The organism is Curtobacterium sp. VKM Ac-1395, assembly GCF_015350975.1.
In the GTDB taxonomy this organism is placed as follows: Bacteria; Actinomycetota; Actinomycetes; order Actinomycetales; family Microbacteriaceae; genus Curtobacterium.
Genome location: NZ_JADKRX010000003.1, coordinates 507,814 through 526,584, shown reverse-complemented (window position 1 = coordinate 526,584; position 18,771 = coordinate 507,814). Strand labels below are relative to the sequence as shown.

At 70.8% G+C, this 18,771-nt stretch carries 18 protein-coding genes; 4 read left to right on the top strand and 14 right to left on the bottom strand.

Going from position 1 to position 18,771, the window contains the following annotated elements; genetic code table 11:
• Positions 1 to 46 precede the first annotated feature (46 nt).
• From ITJ68_RS11090 to ITJ68_RS11070, 5 genes are all read right to left on the bottom strand, one after another.
• Positions 47 to 949 carry a hypothetical protein gene (locus ITJ68_RS11090; protein WP_194661292.1) on the bottom strand — a complete coding sequence of 301 codons (903 nt, stop codon included), beginning with the start codon at positions 947 to 949 and terminating at the stop codon, positions 47 to 49.
• Between the two features lie 96 nt (positions 950 to 1,045).
• Positions 1,046 to 1,675 carry a response regulator gene (locus ITJ68_RS11085; protein WP_194661291.1) on the bottom strand — a complete coding sequence of 210 codons (630 nt, stop codon included), beginning with the start codon at positions 1,673 to 1,675 and terminating at the stop codon, positions 1,046 to 1,048.
• A complete protein-coding gene (locus ITJ68_RS19565) occupies positions 1,669 to 3,069 on the bottom strand; it encodes an ATP-binding protein (protein WP_194661290.1) in 1,401 nt (466 codons plus the stop codon). The genes ITJ68_RS11085 and ITJ68_RS19565 overlap by 7 nt, the downstream gene beginning before the upstream one ends.
• Before the next feature lie 180 nt (positions 3,070 to 3,249).
• A complete protein-coding gene (locus ITJ68_RS11075) occupies positions 3,250 to 3,840 on the bottom strand; it encodes a TetR/AcrR family transcriptional regulator (RefSeq protein ID WP_194661289.1) in 591 nt (196 codons plus the stop codon).
• Positions 3,841 to 3,903: 63 nt separating this feature from the next.
• Positions 3,904 to 6,057, bottom strand: a complete 2,154-nt coding sequence (locus tag ITJ68_RS11070; protein ID WP_194661288.1) for an MDR family MFS transporter — start codon at positions 6,055 to 6,057, stop codon at positions 3,904 to 3,906.
• Between the two features lie 164 nt (positions 6,058 to 6,221).
• Between ITJ68_RS11070 and ITJ68_RS11065 the strand changes: the two genes are divergently transcribed.
• Complete coding sequence (locus ITJ68_RS11065) at positions 6,222 to 6,701, top strand: MarR family winged helix-turn-helix transcriptional regulator (protein ID WP_194661287.1); 480 nt, start codon at positions 6,222 to 6,224, stop codon at positions 6,699 to 6,701.
• Positions 6,702 to 6,765: 64 nt separating this feature from the next.
• Here ITJ68_RS11065 and ITJ68_RS11060 read toward each other — a convergent pair whose 3' ends face one another.
• The 6 genes from ITJ68_RS11060 to ITJ68_RS11035 form a co-directional block, all read right to left on the bottom strand.
• On the bottom strand, positions 6,766 to 7,560 hold the full coding sequence (locus tag ITJ68_RS11060) for an SDR family NAD(P)-dependent oxidoreductase (RefSeq protein ID WP_194661286.1): 795 nt from the start codon (positions 7,558 to 7,560) through the stop codon (positions 6,766 to 6,768).
• Between the two features lie 139 nt (positions 7,561 to 7,699).
• A complete protein-coding gene (locus ITJ68_RS11055) occupies positions 7,700 to 8,803 on the bottom strand; it encodes a Gfo/Idh/MocA family protein (RefSeq protein WP_268096507.1) in 1,104 nt (367 codons plus the stop codon).
• Positions 8,800 to 9,654 (bottom strand): ThuA domain-containing protein, encoded by an 855-nt coding sequence (locus tag ITJ68_RS11050; protein WP_194661285.1) that lies wholly within the window; start codon positions 9,652 to 9,654, stop codon positions 8,800 to 8,802. Before ITJ68_RS11050 ends, ITJ68_RS11055 begins: the two co-directional genes overlap by 4 nt.
• Before the next feature lie 50 nt (positions 9,655 to 9,704).
• Positions 9,705 to 10,592, bottom strand: coding sequence for a carbohydrate ABC transporter permease (locus ITJ68_RS11045; protein ID WP_194661284.1), 888 nt, complete (start codon positions 10,590 to 10,592; stop codon positions 9,705 to 9,707).
• Entirely contained in the window at positions 10,589 to 11,461 is an 873-nt protein-coding gene (locus ITJ68_RS11040; protein WP_416354648.1) for a carbohydrate ABC transporter permease, read from the bottom strand. The genes ITJ68_RS11045 and ITJ68_RS11040 overlap by 4 nt, the downstream gene beginning before the upstream one ends.
• Before the next feature lie 210 nt (positions 11,462 to 11,671).
• Positions 11,672 to 12,901, bottom strand: a complete 1,230-nt coding sequence (locus tag ITJ68_RS11035; protein WP_194661283.1) for a sugar ABC transporter substrate-binding protein — start codon at positions 12,899 to 12,901, stop codon at positions 11,672 to 11,674.
• 229 nt (positions 12,902 to 13,130) lie between these two features.
• Here ITJ68_RS11035 and ITJ68_RS11030 point away from each other — a divergent pair, with 229 nt between their 5' ends.
• The gene (locus ITJ68_RS11030; protein WP_194661437.1) at positions 13,131 to 14,144 is read left to right on the top strand and encodes a LacI family DNA-binding transcriptional regulator; all 1,014 of its coding nucleotides are present in this window, start codon (positions 13,131 to 13,133) and stop codon (positions 14,142 to 14,144) included.
• Positions 14,145 to 14,389: 245 nt separating this feature from the next.
• On the opposite strand, the gene ITJ68_RS11025 is transcribed toward ITJ68_RS11030, so the two are convergent.
• Both ITJ68_RS11025 and ITJ68_RS11020 read right to left on the bottom strand, forming a co-directional pair.
• Positions 14,390 to 14,539 (bottom strand): hypothetical protein, encoded by a 150-nt coding sequence (locus ITJ68_RS11025; protein ID WP_175481309.1) that lies wholly within the window; start codon positions 14,537 to 14,539, stop codon positions 14,390 to 14,392.
• Positions 14,540 to 14,695: 156 nt separating this feature from the next.
• A complete protein-coding gene (locus tag ITJ68_RS11020) occupies positions 14,696 to 15,154 on the bottom strand; it encodes a MarR family winged helix-turn-helix transcriptional regulator (RefSeq protein WP_194661282.1) in 459 nt (152 codons plus the stop codon).
• 122 nt (positions 15,155 to 15,276) lie between these two features.
• Here ITJ68_RS11020 and ITJ68_RS11015 point away from each other — a divergent pair, with 122 nt between their 5' ends.
• A complete protein-coding gene (locus tag ITJ68_RS11015; RefSeq protein WP_194661281.1) occupies positions 15,277 to 16,251 on the top strand; it encodes an AraC family transcriptional regulator in 975 nt (324 codons plus the stop codon).
• Positions 16,252 to 16,259: 8 nt separating this feature from the next.
• Here the strand turns inward: ITJ68_RS11015 and ITJ68_RS11010 are convergent, their stop codons facing one another.
• On the bottom strand, positions 16,260 to 17,312 hold the full coding sequence (locus ITJ68_RS11010; RefSeq protein WP_194661280.1) for a LacI family DNA-binding transcriptional regulator: 1,053 nt from the start codon (positions 17,310 to 17,312) through the stop codon (positions 16,260 to 16,262).
• Positions 17,313 to 17,471: 159 nt separating this feature from the next.
• Between ITJ68_RS11010 and ITJ68_RS11005 the strand changes: the two genes are divergently transcribed.
• The gene (locus tag ITJ68_RS11005; protein ID WP_194661279.1) at positions 17,472 to 18,767 is read left to right on the top strand and encodes an ABC transporter substrate-binding protein; all 1,296 of its coding nucleotides are present in this window, start codon (positions 17,472 to 17,474) and stop codon (positions 18,765 to 18,767) included.
• The last annotated feature ends 4 nt before the right edge of the window (positions 18,768 to 18,771 follow it).

Sequence of the window (18,771 nt, the reverse complement as noted above, 5' to 3'; positions counted from 1 at the left end):
GACGGGAGGCTCGGTGCGGGTTGGCACCGAGCCTCCCGTCCGGTGGTCAGCGCGTCGCGAGCGGCGTCGGGTCCACCGGGTCCGGCGGCACCGGGAGCGACCCGTGGATCTGGTTCTGTGCCTGGCAGTCGCTCGTGCAGTTGGTCGCTCCGGCGCTCAGCTCGACGGCGTCCTCGCCGAGCACGCCGCCGAGGCGACCGCCGGGCTGGACGGTCCACGTCGTGGTGGTGGCCGTCTGCGAGGTCTTCGTGGCGACCTGCGGGCTGTCCTTGCCGAGGAGCATCTGGTTCGCCCCGCTGCCCGAGGTCACCGCCGGGGTGCCGTCACCGAAGTTGATCTTCCCCGTGTACGGGTTGGTGAAGTAGAACAGCCCGGCGCCGAGCGTGTGCGTGAACGTGACGGGGCCGGCGAACTCGGTCTCCATCTGGAAGACGCCGCCCTGGGCGCCGTCCTTCGCCTGGATCTTGAACTTGCCGGCGCCGGTGCTGAAGATCGCGACCAGGGTGTCGTCCCGGACCTCGAGCGACGACAGCCGCGTGCCGGACAGCTGCGCGGCGGTCAGCGACGGCACCTTCGACGCGAACACCACGGTCGGCCTCGTGACCATCCGCTGCGTGTCCGGGGCTCCCGTCAGCGTGTAGTCGTACACGCCGAGGTCGGCGACCCGGATGTCGAAGCCGTTGTGCTTGCCGCGCACCGCGATCGTGCCGGAGACGGCGGTGTCCCGGAGCTTGAAGTCCTTGCCGACGGCGGGGTTCGTGGTGGTGCCGTTCACGGTGACGGCGTAGTCCCCGCCCGTCGAGGTCTTGCCGGACGCCTGTGCCGGGGCGACCCCGACGAGGGCGACGGCCGCGACGGTGACCGCGGCGATCGCGGCGGCCAGGCCGACGGTGCGACCGCGGGCCGCGCGACCGTGCGCGGTGCGGCGGGGTTCGAGGGTGTGGTCCATGGTGTGCCTCCTGGTCTGCGGGGCGGTTCGACCCCTCGGCACGATCGTCGCCGGTCCACCACGGCACCACCATCGGACCTTGGTACTAGTACCCCGTCACCATCCGTGGTCCCGCGCCCAGAGCGCCGCGCTGGTGCGGTCCGCGACGCCGATGCGCCGGAAGACGCTGCCGACGTGGACCTTCACCGTGCGTTCGGCGATGCCGAGTTCGCTGGCGATCTGCCGGTTCGAGAGACCACGCGCCAGGCGGACGAGCACGTCGCGCTCCCGCGGGGGCATCGCGGGCGCCGACTCCGACGCACTCGCACCTGCCGGGTCGGCGGGCAGCAGGCCGTGGGCGACGCGGGGATCGATCGGTGCCTCGTCCCGCGCCGTCGCCCGGACCCCGCGCACGACGTCGTCCGGGTCCGCGTCCTTGAGCAGGTACCCGGTGGCACCGGCGACCAGGGCAGCGCGGACCCGCTCGTCGTCGGCGAACGTCGTCAGCACGAGCACCCGGGCAGCGGGTACCCGCGCACGCAGGGCCCGCGTCGCCGCAGCCCCGCCCGCGCCGGGCATCGACAGGTCCATCACGACGACGTCGGGCAGCAGCACGGCAGCGAGTTCGACGGCGTCCTCGCCGGTGGCCGCTTCGCCGACGACCTCGCAGTCGTCGGTCGTGTCGAGCACGGCACGCAGTCCGTTCCGCACCAGGGCGTGGTCGTCGACGAGCAGCACCCTCACCATGTGCTCCCTCCAGCCGGGATCGACAGCTCCCACCGCGTGCCGGTGTCCGGCGTGGTGCGGAGACGGAGGGCACCACCGGCGTCCTCCGCGATCTGGCGCAGCAGCGTCGTGCCGAGGTGGCCGCTCCGCCGTGTCGACAGGACGGTGTCCGCGTCGAACCCGACACCGTCGTCGACGACCACGACGACGAGGTCCTCGAGGCTTCGACGGACGACGACCTCGACCGTCGATGCCCCTGCGTGCCGGACCGTGTTCGCGACCGACTCGCGGACGAACCGCACCGTCGCGAGCAGTGCGGAGGGGGAGGCGTCGATCGTCGCCGGCACCGTCACGACCGTCCGCACACCGGCCGCACGACCCCGGGCCGTGGCGTCGTCGAGTGCCGCGACGAGCCCCGCGCGGTCGGGCACCGGTGGCTGGATCGCCGACATCGACGACCGCAGCGTCGACACGGCCGCCCGCAGTGTCGTGGCGGACTCGTCGAGCACGGCCGACCCGGGGCCGGTCGTGGTGCGGGCCGCGGCGCCGAGGGACAGGGCGAGCCCTGCGATGTCCTGCACCGGCCCGTCGTGCAGGTCCGCCGCCAGACGACGACGCTCGGCGGTCTCCGCGTCGAGCGCCCGCACGAGCAGCCGCTCCCGCTCCCGCTGACCTGCCCGCAGCCGGAGCAGCAGCCACAGCACGACGGGCAGGAGCAGGGCCACGGCGACCGCCACCGTCCCGAATGCGAGCGTCGCGAACGCCGACCGGAGCGAGGCAGCGCTGGCCAGCACCGCGTCGTACGGGTAGTAGACCTCGAGCAGCAGCGGTGCGCCCGACGGGGTGTGCACCGCCTGGTACGCCTCGAGCAACCGCCCCTGACCGCGTTCGTAGCGGTTCTCCGGCTCCGTCAGGTCGGACACCTCGGCGTCGGACCGGTCGGTCTCGAGCGCTTCGAGGTCCTCCTCCGACAGGGCGAACCGCTGCCCGACAAGCCGGGGTTCGTCCGACCAGAGCACGGTGCCGTCCGGTGCCCAGAGCTTCACGCGGACGGCGGCGCTCGCCGCGGTCACACCCCGGACGGCACGGGCGAGCTCGTCCGCGGCTGCAGCGCGCTCGGCGGGGTCGTGGTCGGCGATGGCGTCGAGCAGCGCGGGTTCGACGACGGAGCGGGCGACGGCCGCGGTGTCCTCGGTGGCGTCCTCGACCGCGAAGCGTTCGGCGGTGCGCTGCGACACGAGGGTCCCGACCGTGGCCACCGCGGCGCCGCCGAGCAGGGCGACGAGGACCACGCCCACGAGGACGCGGCCCCACGGCGTGGTGCGCGCCGAGCGAGGGCGGGCGTCGGGAGCGACGACGAGCAGGCCGCCGTCGTCGGAGGCGCTGGGGTCGGTCGTCGGCGCTGCTCGGGGCACATGGTCACCGTAGCCGCGGAAGGGCGGCCGGACTGCGCGTCGCGGGTCGATCCGCGCGTGGCAGGTCGGATCGCGCGTCGGGGGTCGGAACTTCCGACCGTCGGCGCGCGATTCCGCTCGCTGCTCGCATCGATGACGGACTGGAGGCTCCCCACCAGCTGGTGGGGAGCCTCCAGGCCGTCAGACGCGGGTCATCGCGCCCATCTCGGTGACGACGACGCGCAGCGTCGCGGCGAGCTCGTCGCTGTCCGCGACCGTGGTGCGCTGCGCCAGCTCGATGAGCGCGGCCATCACGAGGGTGACGGCGGTCCTGGCGGTCTGCCGGTCGGTGCGCTCGGCCGCCACCTCGATGACGGCGGCGCGGACGGCGGCCATCCAGTCGAGCATCGTCGGCATCACCTCGGGGTGCCGTTCGACGAGGTCACGGGCGCGGTGCCGGTCCTGGGGGAGGGCCACGGTGTGCCCGACGAGGTCGCACAGGTCGGGCACCAGGGGGCCGTCCGAGGCGAGGAACCGCGCCCGGACGGCCGGGGGCACGGAGTTCGGTGGGAAGCCGAGCGCCGCGTCCGCCTTGGACGGGAAGTAGTTGAAGAAGGTCCGCGGGGAGACGTCCGCCTCGGCGCAGATCTGCTCGACGGTGACCCCGCCGAGGCCCTGCTCACCGACGAGCCGGAGTGCGGCGTCGTGGATGGCCTGGCGGGTCTGCTGCTTCTTCCGCTCGCGGAGGGAGGCGCAGGGCTCCGCGCCGGTGGGCAGTGCGGTGGGGGTCACGTTCTCGTCCCTGGTGGAAGGGTCCTGCGCCGGGAAGGGGAACACGGCGCAGGACCCGGTCGGTCACCGACGGGTGGTCGGGGTGGAGCCGGTCATCGGACCGGTGAAGGACCCGGCCTCGGCCGCGGCGAGACCGGCGTCGGCCTCGAGTTCGGCCTCGGCGGAGATGTCGGCGCGTTCCTGCAGGGCCGAGCGCTGTCGCAGCGGCGGGACCTTGAAGAACCAGGTCAGGACGAACGCCAGCAGGATGACCCCGAGGCCGACCCAGTAGATCGCCACGGACGAGGCGTTGAAGCCAGCCATGAACGGCCGCGTCAGCGCCGTGTCGGCACCGGTGAGGAACGAGGTGTCGTTCGTGCTCGACGCGCCCGAGTCGCCCTTCGCGGAGCCGTTGAGCTCCTTGACGATCGACGGCACGGCCTGCTCGACGTAGTACGCGCGCTGGTCGGGGTCGGACCAGTCGACGGCCAGGGCGCCGTTCTCGACCGTGGCGTGCGCCTGGTCGGCGGCCTGCTCGAGCGCGGCGTCCTCGGCGGCGGGCTGCGCGGCGGCGACCTGCTGGTCGATGACCTCGGCTGCAGCGGCTGCGGGCACGGCACCCGCGGCGACCTGCTGCTGCACGGCGGCGGTGACCTGCTGGGTGACTGCCTGGTCGGCTGCCTGCTTCGCGGCGGCGGTGCCGTCGGCGAGGCCGGACTCCACCTGCTGGCGCAGCGGGGTGACGATCGGGTCCCAGATCTGGTCCATCACGCCGGCGTTCCGCGGGGCGGAGGCGACGGCCGGGTTGAGGGCGGCATCGAGACCACCGGTCAGGTTGCCCTTGTCCGCGGTGGCGCTGAGGATGTTCGCCGGCATCACCGAGAACAGGATCGAGAGCAGCACGGCGGTGCCGAGCGTGCCGCCGATCTGGCGGAAGAAGGTCGCCGAGCTGGTCGCGACGCCCATGTCCTTCGCCTCGACGGAGCCCTGCGAGGCCAGGGTCAGCGACTGCATCACGGATCCGAGGCCGAGCCCGATGAGGAACATGCCGATCATCAGGAACCAGAGCGGCTTGTCGATGGACATGAACGTCAGGACGACGTAGCCCATCGAGACCAGGGCCGTGCCGATGACCGGGAAGACGCGGTAGCGGCCCACCCGGGCGACGATCTGCCCGGACGTGATGGACGCGATCATCAGGCCACCGACCAGGGGCAGCGTGGCGAAGCCGGACTCGGTGGGGCTGAGCCCGACGACGATCTGCAGGTACAGCGGGATGGTGAGCATCGCGCCGAACATCGCGAACCCGACCAGGAACCCGATGACCGTGGCCATCGAGAACGTGCCCGAACGGAAGAGCTTCAGCGGGATGATCGCCGCGTCGCCCATCTTCGACTCGATGACGAGCAGGGCGACCAGGCCGACGACGCCGATCACGTAGCAGGCGATGGCGGCAGCGGAACCCCAGCCCCAGATGCGGCCCTGCTCGGCGACGAGCAGCAGCGGCACGAGCGTGACGATGACGGCGGTCGCACCCCACCAGTCGACGCGCGGCTTGGCGCTCGCGTCGTGCACCTTCGGCAGGTGCAGGAACACGATGACCATGAGGAGCGCGGCGATGCCGATCGGCACGTTGATCAGGAGCACCCAGCGCCAGCCGGTGATGAAGAGGATCTCGCTCGTGCCGGCGAGCAGGCCGCCGATGAGCGGGCCGATGACGCTCGAGATGCCGAAGACGGCCAGGAAGTAGCCCTGGTACTTGGCGCGCTCACGCGGCGCGAGGATGTCGCCCATGATCGCGAGCGGCAGCGACATCAGCGCGCCGGCGCCGATGCCCTGCACGGCGCGGAAGCCGGCGAGCATGAGCATCGACGTGGACATCGACGACAGCACGGCGCCGAGGATGAAGACCACGATGCCGAAGATGTAGAGCGGGCGGCGGCCGAAGATGTCGGAGAGCTTGCCGTAGATCGGCGTCGCGATGGTCGACGTGATCAGGTACGCCGTCGTGACCCACGCCTGCTGGTCGAGCCCGTGCAGGTCGTCACCGATGGTGCGGATGGCGGTGCCGAACACGGTCTGCCCGAGCGAGGACAGGAACATGCCGGCCATCAGGCCGTAGATGACGAGCAGGATCTGGCGGTGCGTCATGAGCGGCTGCCCGGAGCCGGGCGTGCCGGCTGCGGAGGCGCCGTGACGTCCGCGGTGCACCTGGACCGGTGCGGTGGCGGTTGACATGGGTTCCTTCGGTTCGATCGGTGGGGCGGCTGCTCGGGAGACCGGACGCACCGTCGCGCGGACCCGTGGGGTGGGCGCCGGCACCGTTCTCGACCTTGCAGCGAGTGCAAAGTTACACTAGATGCTTCCAGCAAGCAACTAAATGAGCGCCCTAGTCTTGGCTGGTGACCGATGACCAGCCCGCCGCCACGCGAGGCGACTCCGAGCGCGCACTCCGCCAGCAGCTCGACCGGTTGTGGGTGCGGCAGGCCCTGCGCTCGGTGCTCATCGAGGACCGGGGTGGGCTCGATGCGACGGCGCGGGTGATCCTGCGCGCGGTCGAACGTCTCGGGCCGGTGCGCTCGACCGTCGTCGCCGAGCTGACCGGGCTGTCGCGGCCCGTGGTCAGCCGCCGCGTGGGCTCACTCGTCGCGGCCGGGCACCTGGCGAGCACGACGGACCCCGAGGACGGCCGCGCGAGTCTGCTCGAGGTCGCTCCCGCCGGTCAACGCCTGCTCGACGTGCTCGACGCGCACGGGGACGAGGTCTTCGACGAGCTCATCGAGGTGTTCCCCGACGACGACCTGCGGGCGCTGTCGGCGCTGCTCGGGCGGCTGAACGACCGCGCGGACGAGGTCCTCGGCGCGGCTGTCCGCTCGCGCTGACGCGCCCCCCGTCCCGCTCGCGCTGACGCGGCCCGTGGCGCGAACGCCCTGGGCGCGCCCACCCCTACGGCAGGATCGCGTCGATGTACCCGCCGTCCACCCGCACCGCAGCACCCGTCGTCGCCGAGGCGAGCGGTGACGCCAGGTACACCACCATGTTCGCGATCTCCGACGGCTCGATCAGCCGCTGCAGCAGCGACTGCGGCCGGTGCTCCTTCATGAACTCCCGCTGCGCCTCGTCCCACGGCAGGTCGTCCCCGACGAGCTCGCGCACGAAGGTCTCGACGCCACCCGTGTGCGTCGGCCCTGCGAGGACGTTGTTCACGGTTACGCCGGTGCCGGCCGCCGCCTTCGCGAACCCGCGGGACACCCCGAGCAGCGCGGTCTTCGTCATGCCGTAGTGGATCATCTCCGCCGGGGTGACGACGGCCGAGTCGCTGCCGATGAACAGCACCCGGCCCCAGCCGGCCGAGGTCATACCGGGCAGGTACTGCCGCGTCAGCCGCACGCCGACCATGACGTTCACCTCGAAGAAGCGGCGCCACTCGTCGTCCTCGATGCCCAGCGCGTCGGCGCTGCCGAACACCCCGAGGTTGTTCACGAGCACGTCGACCCGGGGCAGCGCCGCGAAGAGCGTCGCCGTGCCCTCGTCCGTCGCCAGGTCGGCAGCGACCCCGCGCACCGAAGCGTCGGGCACGGCGTCGCGGACGGCGTCGACGCCCCGCGCCGTGCTCTCCTCGGAGCGGCCGTTCACCACGACGGACGCACCGGCCGACGCGAGTCCGGTGGCGATCGCCAGGCCGATGCCCTGGGTGGATCCGGTCACGAGGGCGGTCCTGCCGCCGAGGTCGATCTGCACGGGAGCTCCTTGGTTCGTGGGCGGACCTCCATCGTCCCCCGTCGTCCGCTCTGCCGCACCCCCCGACGGACGGGAGGCTCCCCACCAGCTGGTGGGGAGCCTCCCGTCCGTCTCGTGCTGACGGAGCAACCGGTGCCGATCAGCCAGCTGGCACCGCACTCGTCAGCGCGCTCCGGACGGACCCCCACGCCGCGAGGCGCTCGCGCACCGCATCGTGCCGCTCCGCGGCCAGCGCGTCGGCGTGGGCCTGCTCGAGCACCTCGTCGATGACGATGCGGGTGCCGGTCCGGGTGGAGCGGATCGCGGCCTCGACCATCGCGAGGCTCATGATGTTCGTGTGCACCTCGCCGTCCGGGGTGACACCGGTGCGGAGCGCACGCACGAAGGACGTCAGGGCACCGCCGATCTCGGTCCCGACGCCGGGGGCGGCCTCGGGGGAGCCGGGCGTGCCGTCACGGTCGCTCGACGGGTCGTGGTCGCCGTCCCACAGCGCGGTGCCCTCCGCGCCCGAAGCCCGCCAGTCGCCGTTCCAGGACGTCTCGGCTCCCGGTGCGCACCAGGAGCCGTCGTAGACGTAGCGGACGTCGCCCTCGAACGTGAAGACCGCAGCGGCCGCCGCGTCACCGCGGTACCAGGACCACGAGGGGTTGTACGACTCGCAGTAGACCGACACCGGGTCGCGTTCGAGCACGTAGCGGGCCGAGTCGAACGGGTGGATGGCCATGTCGAGGAGCAGGACGTCGTCCATCTCCTCGCGGAAACCGCCGAAGTGCGGGGCCTTCGCGAAGCGGGTGCTCAGCGTGCCGAGGTCGCCGAGGTCGCGGACGTGCTGCCGGAACGCGACGAGCTGGTCGTTGTAGCGCCGCGACTGCGACACCATGAACAGCTCGCCGGTGGCCTCGGCGGCCGCGGCCAGGGACAGCGCCTCGGCGACGGTCTGCGCCGCGGGCTTCTCGCCGAGCACGGGGAGGCCGGCGTGCAGGGCCTCGAGCGTGATGGGGTGGTGGGCGACGGGCACCGTGATGTCGAGCACGGCCTCGGCCCCGGTCTCGGCGGCCAGGGCGGTCAGGCTCGTGCCGACCGGGATCCCGGGGTCGCCGGCCAGTTCGGCACCGGCGCGGGCGACGTCGAGGTCCAGGTCCACGATGCCGACGAGTTCGACGTCCGGGTCGGCGGCGACGGTGCTGAGCCAGGCGCGGCCCATCCCGCCGGCACCGACCTGCACGACGCGGAGGGCGGTCACGCCCGGACCTCGGCGTCGAGCGGGGCTGCGTCGTGCTGGGCTGCGTCGTGCTCGGCTGCCGCGTCCTCGACGGGGGCGTCGTCGAACGGGCCGCGGTAGTGCTGGCCGTCGAAGTACTCGCCGAGGTCGTAGCGGCGGAGCGTCGGGATCTCCCGCTCGCGCTCGGGCCGTGCCCACTCGGTGGCGTTCGCGATCACGCGGCGGACGTCGGGGTGGTGGTACACGGGGAAGTCCTGGTCACCGGGGGAGAAGTAGAAGATCTTCCCCAGGCCGCGTCGGTAGGTCATGCCGCTCCGGAACACCTCGCCGCCGGTGAAGCCCGAGATGAACACGAGCTCGTCGGGGGTCGGCACGTCGAAGTACTCGCCGTACATCTCCTGCTCGGGGATGACGATCGGGTTCGGGACGCCGCGCGTGATCGGGTGCTGCGGGTTCACGGTCCAGACGAGTTCCTGGTCGTGCTCGCTGCGCCACCGGAGCGTGCAGGTGGTGCCCATCAGCTTGCCGAAGATCTTCGACCAGTGGCCCGAGTGCAGGACGATCAGGCCCATGCCGGACAGCACGTGCTTGTGCACGCGGTCGACCACGGCGTCGTCGACGTCCTGGTGCGCGGCGTGGCCCCACCAGGTGAGGACGTCGGTCTGGGCGAGGACCTCGTCGGTCAGGCCGTGCTCGGGGTCCTGCATGGTCGCGGTGCGGACGACGGCGTCGGGCAGGTTCTCGCGGATGCCGTCGGCGATCGCGCCGTGCATGCCGTCGGGGTACCGCTCGGCGACGTGCTGTTCGACCTGCTCGTGGACGTTCTCGCCCCAGACGGTGATGCGGAGCGGTGTGGTGGTCGTGTCGCTCATGTCGTTGCTTCTTCTTCCCTGATCGGGGTCGTGTCGTTCGGATGTGTGGGTCACTTGACGGCTCCGCCGAGGGCGCCGGCGGAGATGTACCGCTGCGCGAAGATGAGCAGCACGGCGGCCGGCAGGGACGCCAGCACGCTCGTCGCCATCACGGGCCCCCAGTCGGTGACGTTCGACCCGATGTAGTTGTAGATGCCGAGCGTGATCGGGCGGACCGCGGTCGTCGAGGTCAGTGTGAGGGCGATGAGGAAGTCGCCCCAGGCCCCGAGGAACGTGAACAGCGCCGCGGTGACGATGGCGTTCCGGCTGATCGGGACGACGATCGACACGAACGCCCGGAAGTCGCTCGCTCCGTCGACCAGGGCCGCCTCGACCAGGCTCGGCGGGATCGACTCCATGAAGGCGCGCATCAGCAGGATGGCGAACGGCACCTGCACGGCGCTGTCGGCGAGGATCAGGCCGACGTAGCTGTTCAGGAGCCCCACGTTGTTGAACAGCGTGTACAGGGCGTTCGCGATGACGATCGCCGGGATCATCTGCGTGATGAGCAGCACGAGCAGGAACACCCGCGTGCCGCGCATCCGGAACCGGGCGAGGCCGTACGCCGCCGGGGTGGCGACGGCCAGCGTCAGGACGACGGTCCCGAGGCTGATCACCATGCTCGAGACGAAGTTCTGGCCCTGCTGTTCGAGCGCCGCGCGGTAGCCGGCGAGCGTCGGCGCCAGGGGGAACCACGTCGCCGTGGCCGCACCCGAGGTCGCCTGGAAGCTCGTGTTCACCATCCAGTAGACGGGGAACACCATGATCGCGAGGAACACGATGCCGAGGATCGTCAGCGGGATCCCCCGCTTGCCGCGCGGTCGCGGGACCTTCGCGCCGCGCCTGGTGGTGATCGCGCGGGTCGCGGTCACGGTCTGGTTCACGATCCCGACGCTCATTCGTCGACCGCCTTCCGGGAGATCGCGATGTAGACCATCGCGAAGACGAACGAGACGACGATCAGCACGTTGCTGACCGCGGCTCCGATGCCGAACTGGAAGTTGATGAAGGACTGGTGGTACGCGTTGGTCGCCAGCGTCTGGGTCGAGTTCGCGGGGCCGCCTCCGGTGAGGCCGAGGATGATGTCCACGACCTTCAACGTGTAGACCACCCCGAGGACGATCACGACGCTCACCACCGACCGGATGCTCGGCCAGGTGATGTACCGGAAGGCCTTGATGCCCGTGGCGCCGTCGAGGGACGCGGCTTCGTAGAGCTCCGGCGGGACGGACTGCAGCCCGCTGTAGAGGATCGTCGTGTTGAACGGGATGCCGAGCCACACGTTGACGCCGATCACGGCGAGGAGCGCCAGGCTCGGGCTGACCAGCCACGGCACCGGGGCGATCCCGACCACGCCGAGGAGCTGGTTGAGCGCACCGCTGTCCTGGTCGAGGAGCCACTTCCACACCGCGCTCGAGGCGATGAGGGGGAGCAGCCACGGCAGCAGGAGCAGGCCGCGCAGGAAGCCCGACAGCGGGAAGTGGCGGCGGAAGAACAGCGCCAGGCTGAGCCCGATGACGAACTGCAGGATGATCGAGCCGGCCGTGAACAGGGCGGTGTTCACGACACTCGTCGCGAACACCGAGCTCTGGAACACGGCGATGTAGTTGCTCAGGCCGACCCAGGGGGCCTCGCCCGTGAAGAAGGTCTTCGTCGTGTAGTCCTGGAAGGACATCACGATGTTCTTGGCCACGGGGTAGCCGAAGAACAGCGCGACGAACACGGCTGCCGGGACCACGAAGAGCCACCGGGTCATGCCGGCCCGCATGCGCGCTCGCCGCTGGCCGGGTCGTTGGGGGACCACGGGCACCTGGGTCCGTGGTCGGGTCTGTGTTGAGGCGCTCACGCCGGTTCCTCTCGTTCACCACCGAGGGAGTCGACCGGACGACCGGCTCCCGCGTTCACCACCGGGCGGGGAGCCGGCCGGACGACCGGCTCCCCGTGGAGGGAGTCGACCGGACGGCCGACTCCGTCCGCACTACTGGCTCTGCGACTGCGCCTGCTTGAGCGCTGCCTCGGGGTCGGCCTTGCCGGTGAGGGCGAGCTGGACGGCGGTGTAGATCTTCGTCGCGGCCTTGGGCCAGTCGGGTCCGAGCTCACCCGTGCGGGCGCGAGCGGTCTTCACCGTGGTGACGAAGGAGGCGACCTCCGGGTGGTCCGTGGCCCAGGCGGCGCCGGCCTCGATGTTCGTCGGGACGTTGCCGGTGGTGCCGGCGATGACCTTCTGCATCTTCACGGAGTTGAGGCAGCCGACGAACTTGCCGGCGAGCGTCATGGTGTCCTTGTTGCCGGTCTGCGGGACGGTGAACGCCTCGCCGCCGAGCGGTGCGACGGTCGCCTCGCCGGTCCGGGTCGGGATCGGGACGCTGTCGAACTCGAGGTTCTTCGCCGCGTTCAGCGCGGGGAGCTGCCACGGGCCGTTGATCATCATGGCGGCCTTGCCGGCGATGAACTGGCTGTTCACGTCGGCCTGCGCCCAGTTGATCGAGCTCTTCGACATCGAGCCGTCGTTCTGCAGGCCTTCGACGAACTGCAGGGCCTGCGTGGCCTCGGGGGTGGCGATGTCCTTCTCGTCCCCGCCGTTCGACCAGAACATCGGCAGGAACTGCCAGGTGCCCTCGTAGGTGTTGATGTTGCTCATCGCGAAGCCGTAGGTCGACCCCTTCGTGAGCTTCTTCGCGGCCGCCTGCAGCTCGTCCCACGTCTTGGGCGGCTGGACACCGGCGTCGGCGAGGAGCTTCTTGTTGTAGTACAGCGCGATCGAGTTCGTCGCCGGCTGCAGCCCGTAGAGCTTGCCCTTGTACGTGTTCGCCGCCTTGACGCCGGGCACGTCGCCGCTGGCGTCGAGGCCGTAGTCACCGAGGTCGGACAGGGCACCGGAGGCGGCGATCTGCTGCACGTCGGGGTTGTCGAGCATGAGCACGTCGGGCAGCGACCGGGACGATGCCTGCTGCAGCACCTTCGCGATCAGGCCGGCGCCGGCGACGTGGTTGATGGTGAGCTTCGCGTCCACCGTCTTGGCGCACTGCTTGTAGATCGGGTTGTAGTTCGCCGCGTAGTAGTCCTCGATCGTGAGGGTCTTGCCACCGGACGACGCGGCACCGCTGCCGGAGCACCCGGTGAGGACGAGGGGGATCGCGGCGACCACCGCGACGGCGCCGACGAGGGCACGGATCCTGCGTGACGTGGAGGGGAGGCTGGGCTTCATTGCATAGCTCTTCTCGTTGACGGGTGCTTGGGGTCAGGCACGCGTCGCCGACGCTCGGGACGTCGTCGTCGCGGGTCTTCTTGAGGCGAGAAGCTAACAGATAAGCGCTTTGCCTGTAAAGCGCTTTTCTGAAAAGGTCCCGCTAAGCTGGGAACGTCTCAGTTCGATGTCGGTACGACCTCGGCTGGTCCAGACCACGACCCCGAGAGCAGGAACCGCCTTGGCCACGATGCAGCAGGTCGCCGACCGCGCCGGCGTCTCCATCGCCACCGTCTCCTTCGTGGTCAACGGCACGAAGTACGTCACGCCCGCCACCACCGCGCGGGTGAAGGCGGCGATGCGCGACCTGAAGTTCCGGAACAACGTCGTCGCCCGGGCGCTCGCGTCACGCCGCACCCGGATCATCGCGCTGCTGTTCCCGACGACCGGCAACCGGTTCAGCCCCACCACGTCGGAGTTCTTCATGGCCGCTGCCGAGCGGGCGTCCGAGCGCGGCTACCACCTGGTGCTTTGGCCGGTCGACCCCGCTGGTGACGACCTCGACGACCTCGTCTCCGGGGGCCTCGTCGACGGGGTGGTGCTCATGGAGGTGCGCATGGACGACCCCCGCGTCGCCAAGCTCTCCGAACTCGACGTCCCCTTCACGCTCATCGGCCGGACCCGGGACAGCAGTGGGCTGCCGTACGTCGACATCGACTTCGAGACGACGATCGAGGACAGCCTCGACCACCTCGAGGAGCTCGGGCACCGGCACTTCGGACTCGTGCTCGAGGACCTGGCGGGCACCCCGATGGAGGGCTACGCGCCGCACCTCCGGGTGGAGGCCACCTTCGAGCGCTCGATCGCCGACCGCGGGCTCACCGGGACCGTCGTGTACTCGGAGGCCGGGAGCGAAGGTGGTCGCGAGGCTGCCCGGAAGCTCCTCGAGGCCGCGCCCGACGTCACCGCGGTGCTCGTCATGAAGGACGACTCGTCCGCCGGGCTCCTGGTCGGGCTGTACGCCGCCGGACGCCGGATCCCCGAGGACGTCTCGGTGCTGAGCATCGCGTCGTCCGGTGCCGCGGGGGACCAGCACTACCCGCGGCTCTCCACGATGGTCGCGCCCGGCCGGGAGCTCGGCACGCGGGCGGCCGACGCCCTCATCGAGCAGCTCGACGGCACCTCGGCGGACCTCCCGCACTTCCTGCTGCCGTGCGTCCTCCGTCCCGCGGAGTCCACGGCCGCGGCGCCGCGCCCCGCCTGACCCGCGCTGCCGGAGCCCGTACCCACCGGACGGGAGGCTCGGTGCCAGGCCGGCACGAGCCTCCCGTCCGGCGCGGTGCGCGTTCGCACCCATCGCACTCGCGATGCAAGGGGGATCGCGCGTTGGTGGTCGGAAGATCCGACCACCAACGCGCGATTCGACCCTCTACGTGGGGATCAACTCACCACGCACGAGAGCGGCGCGACGTCTTCGGGGGACGTCGCGCCGCTCTCGTGTGTGCAGCGTCAGCGCTGGCGCGCCGTGTCGGTGAACAGGTCGTCGAAGACCGTCTGGTCCTCGGTCGGCTGTTCCCCGAACTTCCACTTGCGTCGCATCCTCCGGAAGGTGGTGATGCGGACCGGGTCGATGCCCGGCTCGGTGTCGTAGTTGCTCACAGCGTCCTCCGTCCTGATCCGTCCCCAGGTGTTCCCACCGGGTCAGACGCTACGACCGAGCCTCTTGCGATGACCGGATTTAGGTAGAAGACTTATCCAACTGCGCTCCGCGGACAATGAACCCGAAGGTTCGTCGCGCCCCCTCTAATCTGCCGTTCAGGGGCTCGGGGCCCCGCCGTCGAGCGCCCGGACCACACGGTCGATGATGCGGACGAACCGGGCCTTGTCGCGATCGGAGAAGGAGGACATCAGCTCGTGCAGGTGCTCGTTCGTGCTGTCCATCGCGGCGTGGTACTGCTCCCGGCTGGTGTCCGTGAGCTCGATCAGGCGGCTCCGTCCGTCGTCGGGGTTCGGGCGGCGCAACAGGTGACCCGACCGCTCCAGGCGGTCGACCGCGCTGGTGACCGCCGGCCCGGTGATGCCGAGGTGCGAGGACAGGTCCTTCACGCGAACGGGTCGTCCGCCGGACTCGGCGCGGGACACGAACTGCACGACGGTGAGGTCGACGCCCGCGATGCCCAGGTGCTCGCGGAGCCGGTTGCGCAGGGCAGCCATCGAGGCGTCGAGTCGCGTGAGCGCGGCGTCGAGGTCGAGCTCCAGGTCGCTGGCCGTCACCCCGTCGCCTCCTCCGTGCGTCTCGGCTGCGCGTCACGTTACGCCCAGGTCAGGGCAACAGCGTATCCAGATAGCGAGGAGAGCGTCACAGGCAGCACCCCGGCGTGGCGGGCGGTGCGCTGATGCCCGATGCCCCGAACGACGGTTCGTCCGCGTCGGTCGACCTGATCCGCATCGAGGTCACCGGACGCGACCCCGAGTCGGCCGTCCGTGACCTGACCGCCGTCGGTGCAGGTCGTCAGTGGACGTCGCGCCGCACCGGTGCCGACTACTCCTACCGCTACACGGCGATCGGCGACAGCGAGGTGACGATCCGCCGCTCCCGCGTGCAGGGCTTCGTCCGTGGCGTCGTCGACCCCGGGGACGACTACGTCGTGCAGTGGGTGACCGCGGGGTCCGTGGTCGTCGACCTCGACGGGGAGCGCGTCGACTCCCGCCGTGACGCCCCCACGCTCTACCCGACGGAGCAGGCCTTCGTCGTGATCGGCAACGACTCCGACCAGCGCCTGGTCCACCTGTCCCGCGCGATGGTCCACGACGTCGCCGTCGACCACTACGACGTCGGTGAGTCGCCCCTGCGGTTCGACCACCACCGGGCGCCCGACGCGAGCGCGCTCGGCCGGTGGGGGGACGCGCTCGTCAGCCTGTCGCGGGCGCTCCGCGACGGGGTCGAGTCCCGGGCCTGGGGGATCGCGAAGCGTGCGGCGGCGGAGGCCTTCCTCGGGTTGTACCCGCCGCGCTCGGAGGCCCTGCCCGCTGAGCTGTCGCTGCCGAGGAACGCCCGGCTGCGCGCGATGGTCGAGTACGTGCACGCCCACGTCCGCGAGCCCGTGACGGTCGGCGACCTCGCCACCGTCGGGGAGCTCAGCGTGCGGAGCGTCCAGGAGTCCTTCGCGCGGGTGCTCGGCGTCTCGCCCCTGACCTACCTGCGCGAGGTGCGGCTCGAGCGCGTGCGTGACGACCTCCTCGAGCAGGACCCGCAGTCGGTGACCGTCGGTGACGTCGCACGGCGCTGGGGGTTCGCGCATCTCGGCCGGTTCTCGGCCGCGTACTACGAGCGGTTCGGCGAGTACCCGAAGCAGACGCTGCGACGCTGAGGGCGCCGTCAGGCGGCGTCGACCCGCCGTACCTCGGTCGGGACCGGCCCGGTGCTCCGCCGCACGCGGAGGCTCGTCGTCATCCGCACGTGGTCGGGGCCCGGTTCGCCGCGGAGCATCGCGAGCAGCATGTCGACCGCCGCGGCGCCGAGCTCGGCCAGGGGCTGGGCGACGGTGGTGAGCGGCGGCGAGGTCATCGAGGCCTGGGGCACGTCGTCGAACCCGATCACCGAGAGCTCCTCCGGGACACGGAGCCCGAGGTCCGCGGCGGCGCGCAGGACGCCCATCGCGGAGGAGTCGTTCGCGGCGAACACGGCGGTGGGGCGGTCCGGCGCGGTGAGCAGCTCGCAGGCGACGGCCGTGGCCTGGTCCTCCTGGTAGTCACCGGCGCGGACGAGGTCCTCGTCGATCGGGATCCCGGCGGCGGCGAGGGCCTCGCGGTACCCGGTCTCGCGGAGCTGTGCCGACGCCAGGTCCGCACGGCCGTGGATGTGGGCGATCCGGGTGTGGCCGAGGGCGAGCAGGTGTTCGACCGCGCTCCTGGCACCGCCGGCGTTGTCGGTGTCGACCGTGGCGTGGCCCTCGGGGCCGGTGTGCGGGTCGATCGCGACGACGGGGATGGACGAGCTCGACAGCGCCGTGCTCGGCGTCACGACGATGGCGCCGTCGATGAGCGTGCCGGAGAGCCGGGAGAGCGAGCGGCGTTCCCACCCGGGCTGGCTCGACCCGGTCACGAGGCCGGCGTAGGCGAGCAGCTCGTACCCGGTGCCGATCGCCGCGCTCGAGACGCCACGGAGCAGCTCGGTGGAGAACGGCTCGAACTCGGGGACCAGGATCCCGATGACGCCGGTACGGGAACTGCGGAGGCTCCTGGCGACGAGCGAGGTCTCGTAGCCGAGACGCTCGACGACCTCCTGCACGCGGAGCATCGTCGCCGAGGCCACGCCGTCGCGGTTGTTGATCACCTTCGACACCGTCGGGATGGACACCCCGGCGGCGCGCGCGACGTCGCCGATCGTCACGCGGTCATGGCCGCGCTGCGCACCGACAGCGGTCTCCATGTGCTCACCGTACCGGTGTGCGCCGTCTGGCGGGGGTGTCGGCGTTGGTAAAGAAAACGTTATCGATATCGATTGACAAGCCAGTGGAGCGCCTGGCACGCTCTGTCGCAGCGGCAGTCGATGTCGCGCATGTCAACGACGACACCGAGGAGTTCCACGATGACGAGGAAGATCCGAGCCGCGGCAGCCATCGCGCTGATCGGGGCCACCGCACTGACGGCCGCAGGCTGTTCCGCGGGCAGTGACGCATCGAGCGGTGACGGCAAGGTCTCGATGACCTTCTGGCACAACTCGACCACCGGTCCGGGCAAGGCCTTCTGGGAGAAGACCGTCAAGGACTTCGAGCAGGCCCACCCGAAGGTCACGATCAAGATCCAGGCGATCCAGAACGAGGACCTGGACGGCAAGCTCCAGACGGCGCTGAACTCCGGTTCCGCTCCCGACGTGTTCCTGCAGCGCGGCGGCGGCAAGATGAACGCCATGGCCCAGGCCGGCCAGCTCATGGACATCACCAGCTCCATCGGCAAGAACGCCAAGACCGAGGTCAGCGCCGGTGCCTTCAAGGGCTACGAGCTCGACGGCAAGACCTACGCGATGCCGGTCGACGTGAACCCCGAGGGCATCTGGTACAGCCAGGACCTCTTCAAGCAGGCCGGCATCGAGGGCACGCCCACGACGATGGACGAGCTGAACGCGGACATCCAGAAGCTCAAGGACGCCGACATCCAGCCGGTGGCCGTCGGCGCCAAGGACGCCTGGCCCGCAGCGCACTGGTACTACAACTTCGCGCTGCGCGCCTGCAGCGAGAAGACGCTGAACGGTGCCGCGAAGGACCTCAAGTTCACGGACAGCTGCTGGAAGCAGGCCGGTCAGGACACCAAGACGTTCTTCGACACCAAGCCCTTCAACGACGGCTACCTGACCACCGCCGCCCAGCAGGGTGCCGGCAGCTCGGCCGGCCTGGTCGCGAACCACAAGGCCGCCATGGAGCTCATGGGTGCGTGGGACCCGGGCGTGATCTCCTCGCTCACCCCCGACGCCAAGCCCCTCGCCGACCTCGGCTTCTTCCCCTTCCCGGAGGTGTCCGGCGGCAAGGGTGAGCCCGGTTCGATGATGGGTGCGGTCGACGGGTACTCCTGCTCCGCCAAGGCGCCGAAGGGCCCGTGCACGCAGTTCCTCAACTACATGACCGAGAAGACCGTGCAGCAGGAGTACTACAAGGCCTTCAACGCGATCCCGGCGAACGAGTCGGCCCAGTCCGTCGTCACCGAGCCGTACCTGAAGTCCGTCCTCGCGGCCTACAACAAGGCGCCGTTCGTGTCGAACTACCTGGACACCCTGTACGGCCAGAACGTCGGCAACGCGCTGAACACCAGCGTCGTCGACCTGCTCGCCGGCAAGGGCTCGGTCAACGACATCGTCAAGACCGTCAACCAGGCCGCGGCGAAGGGCTGACCCG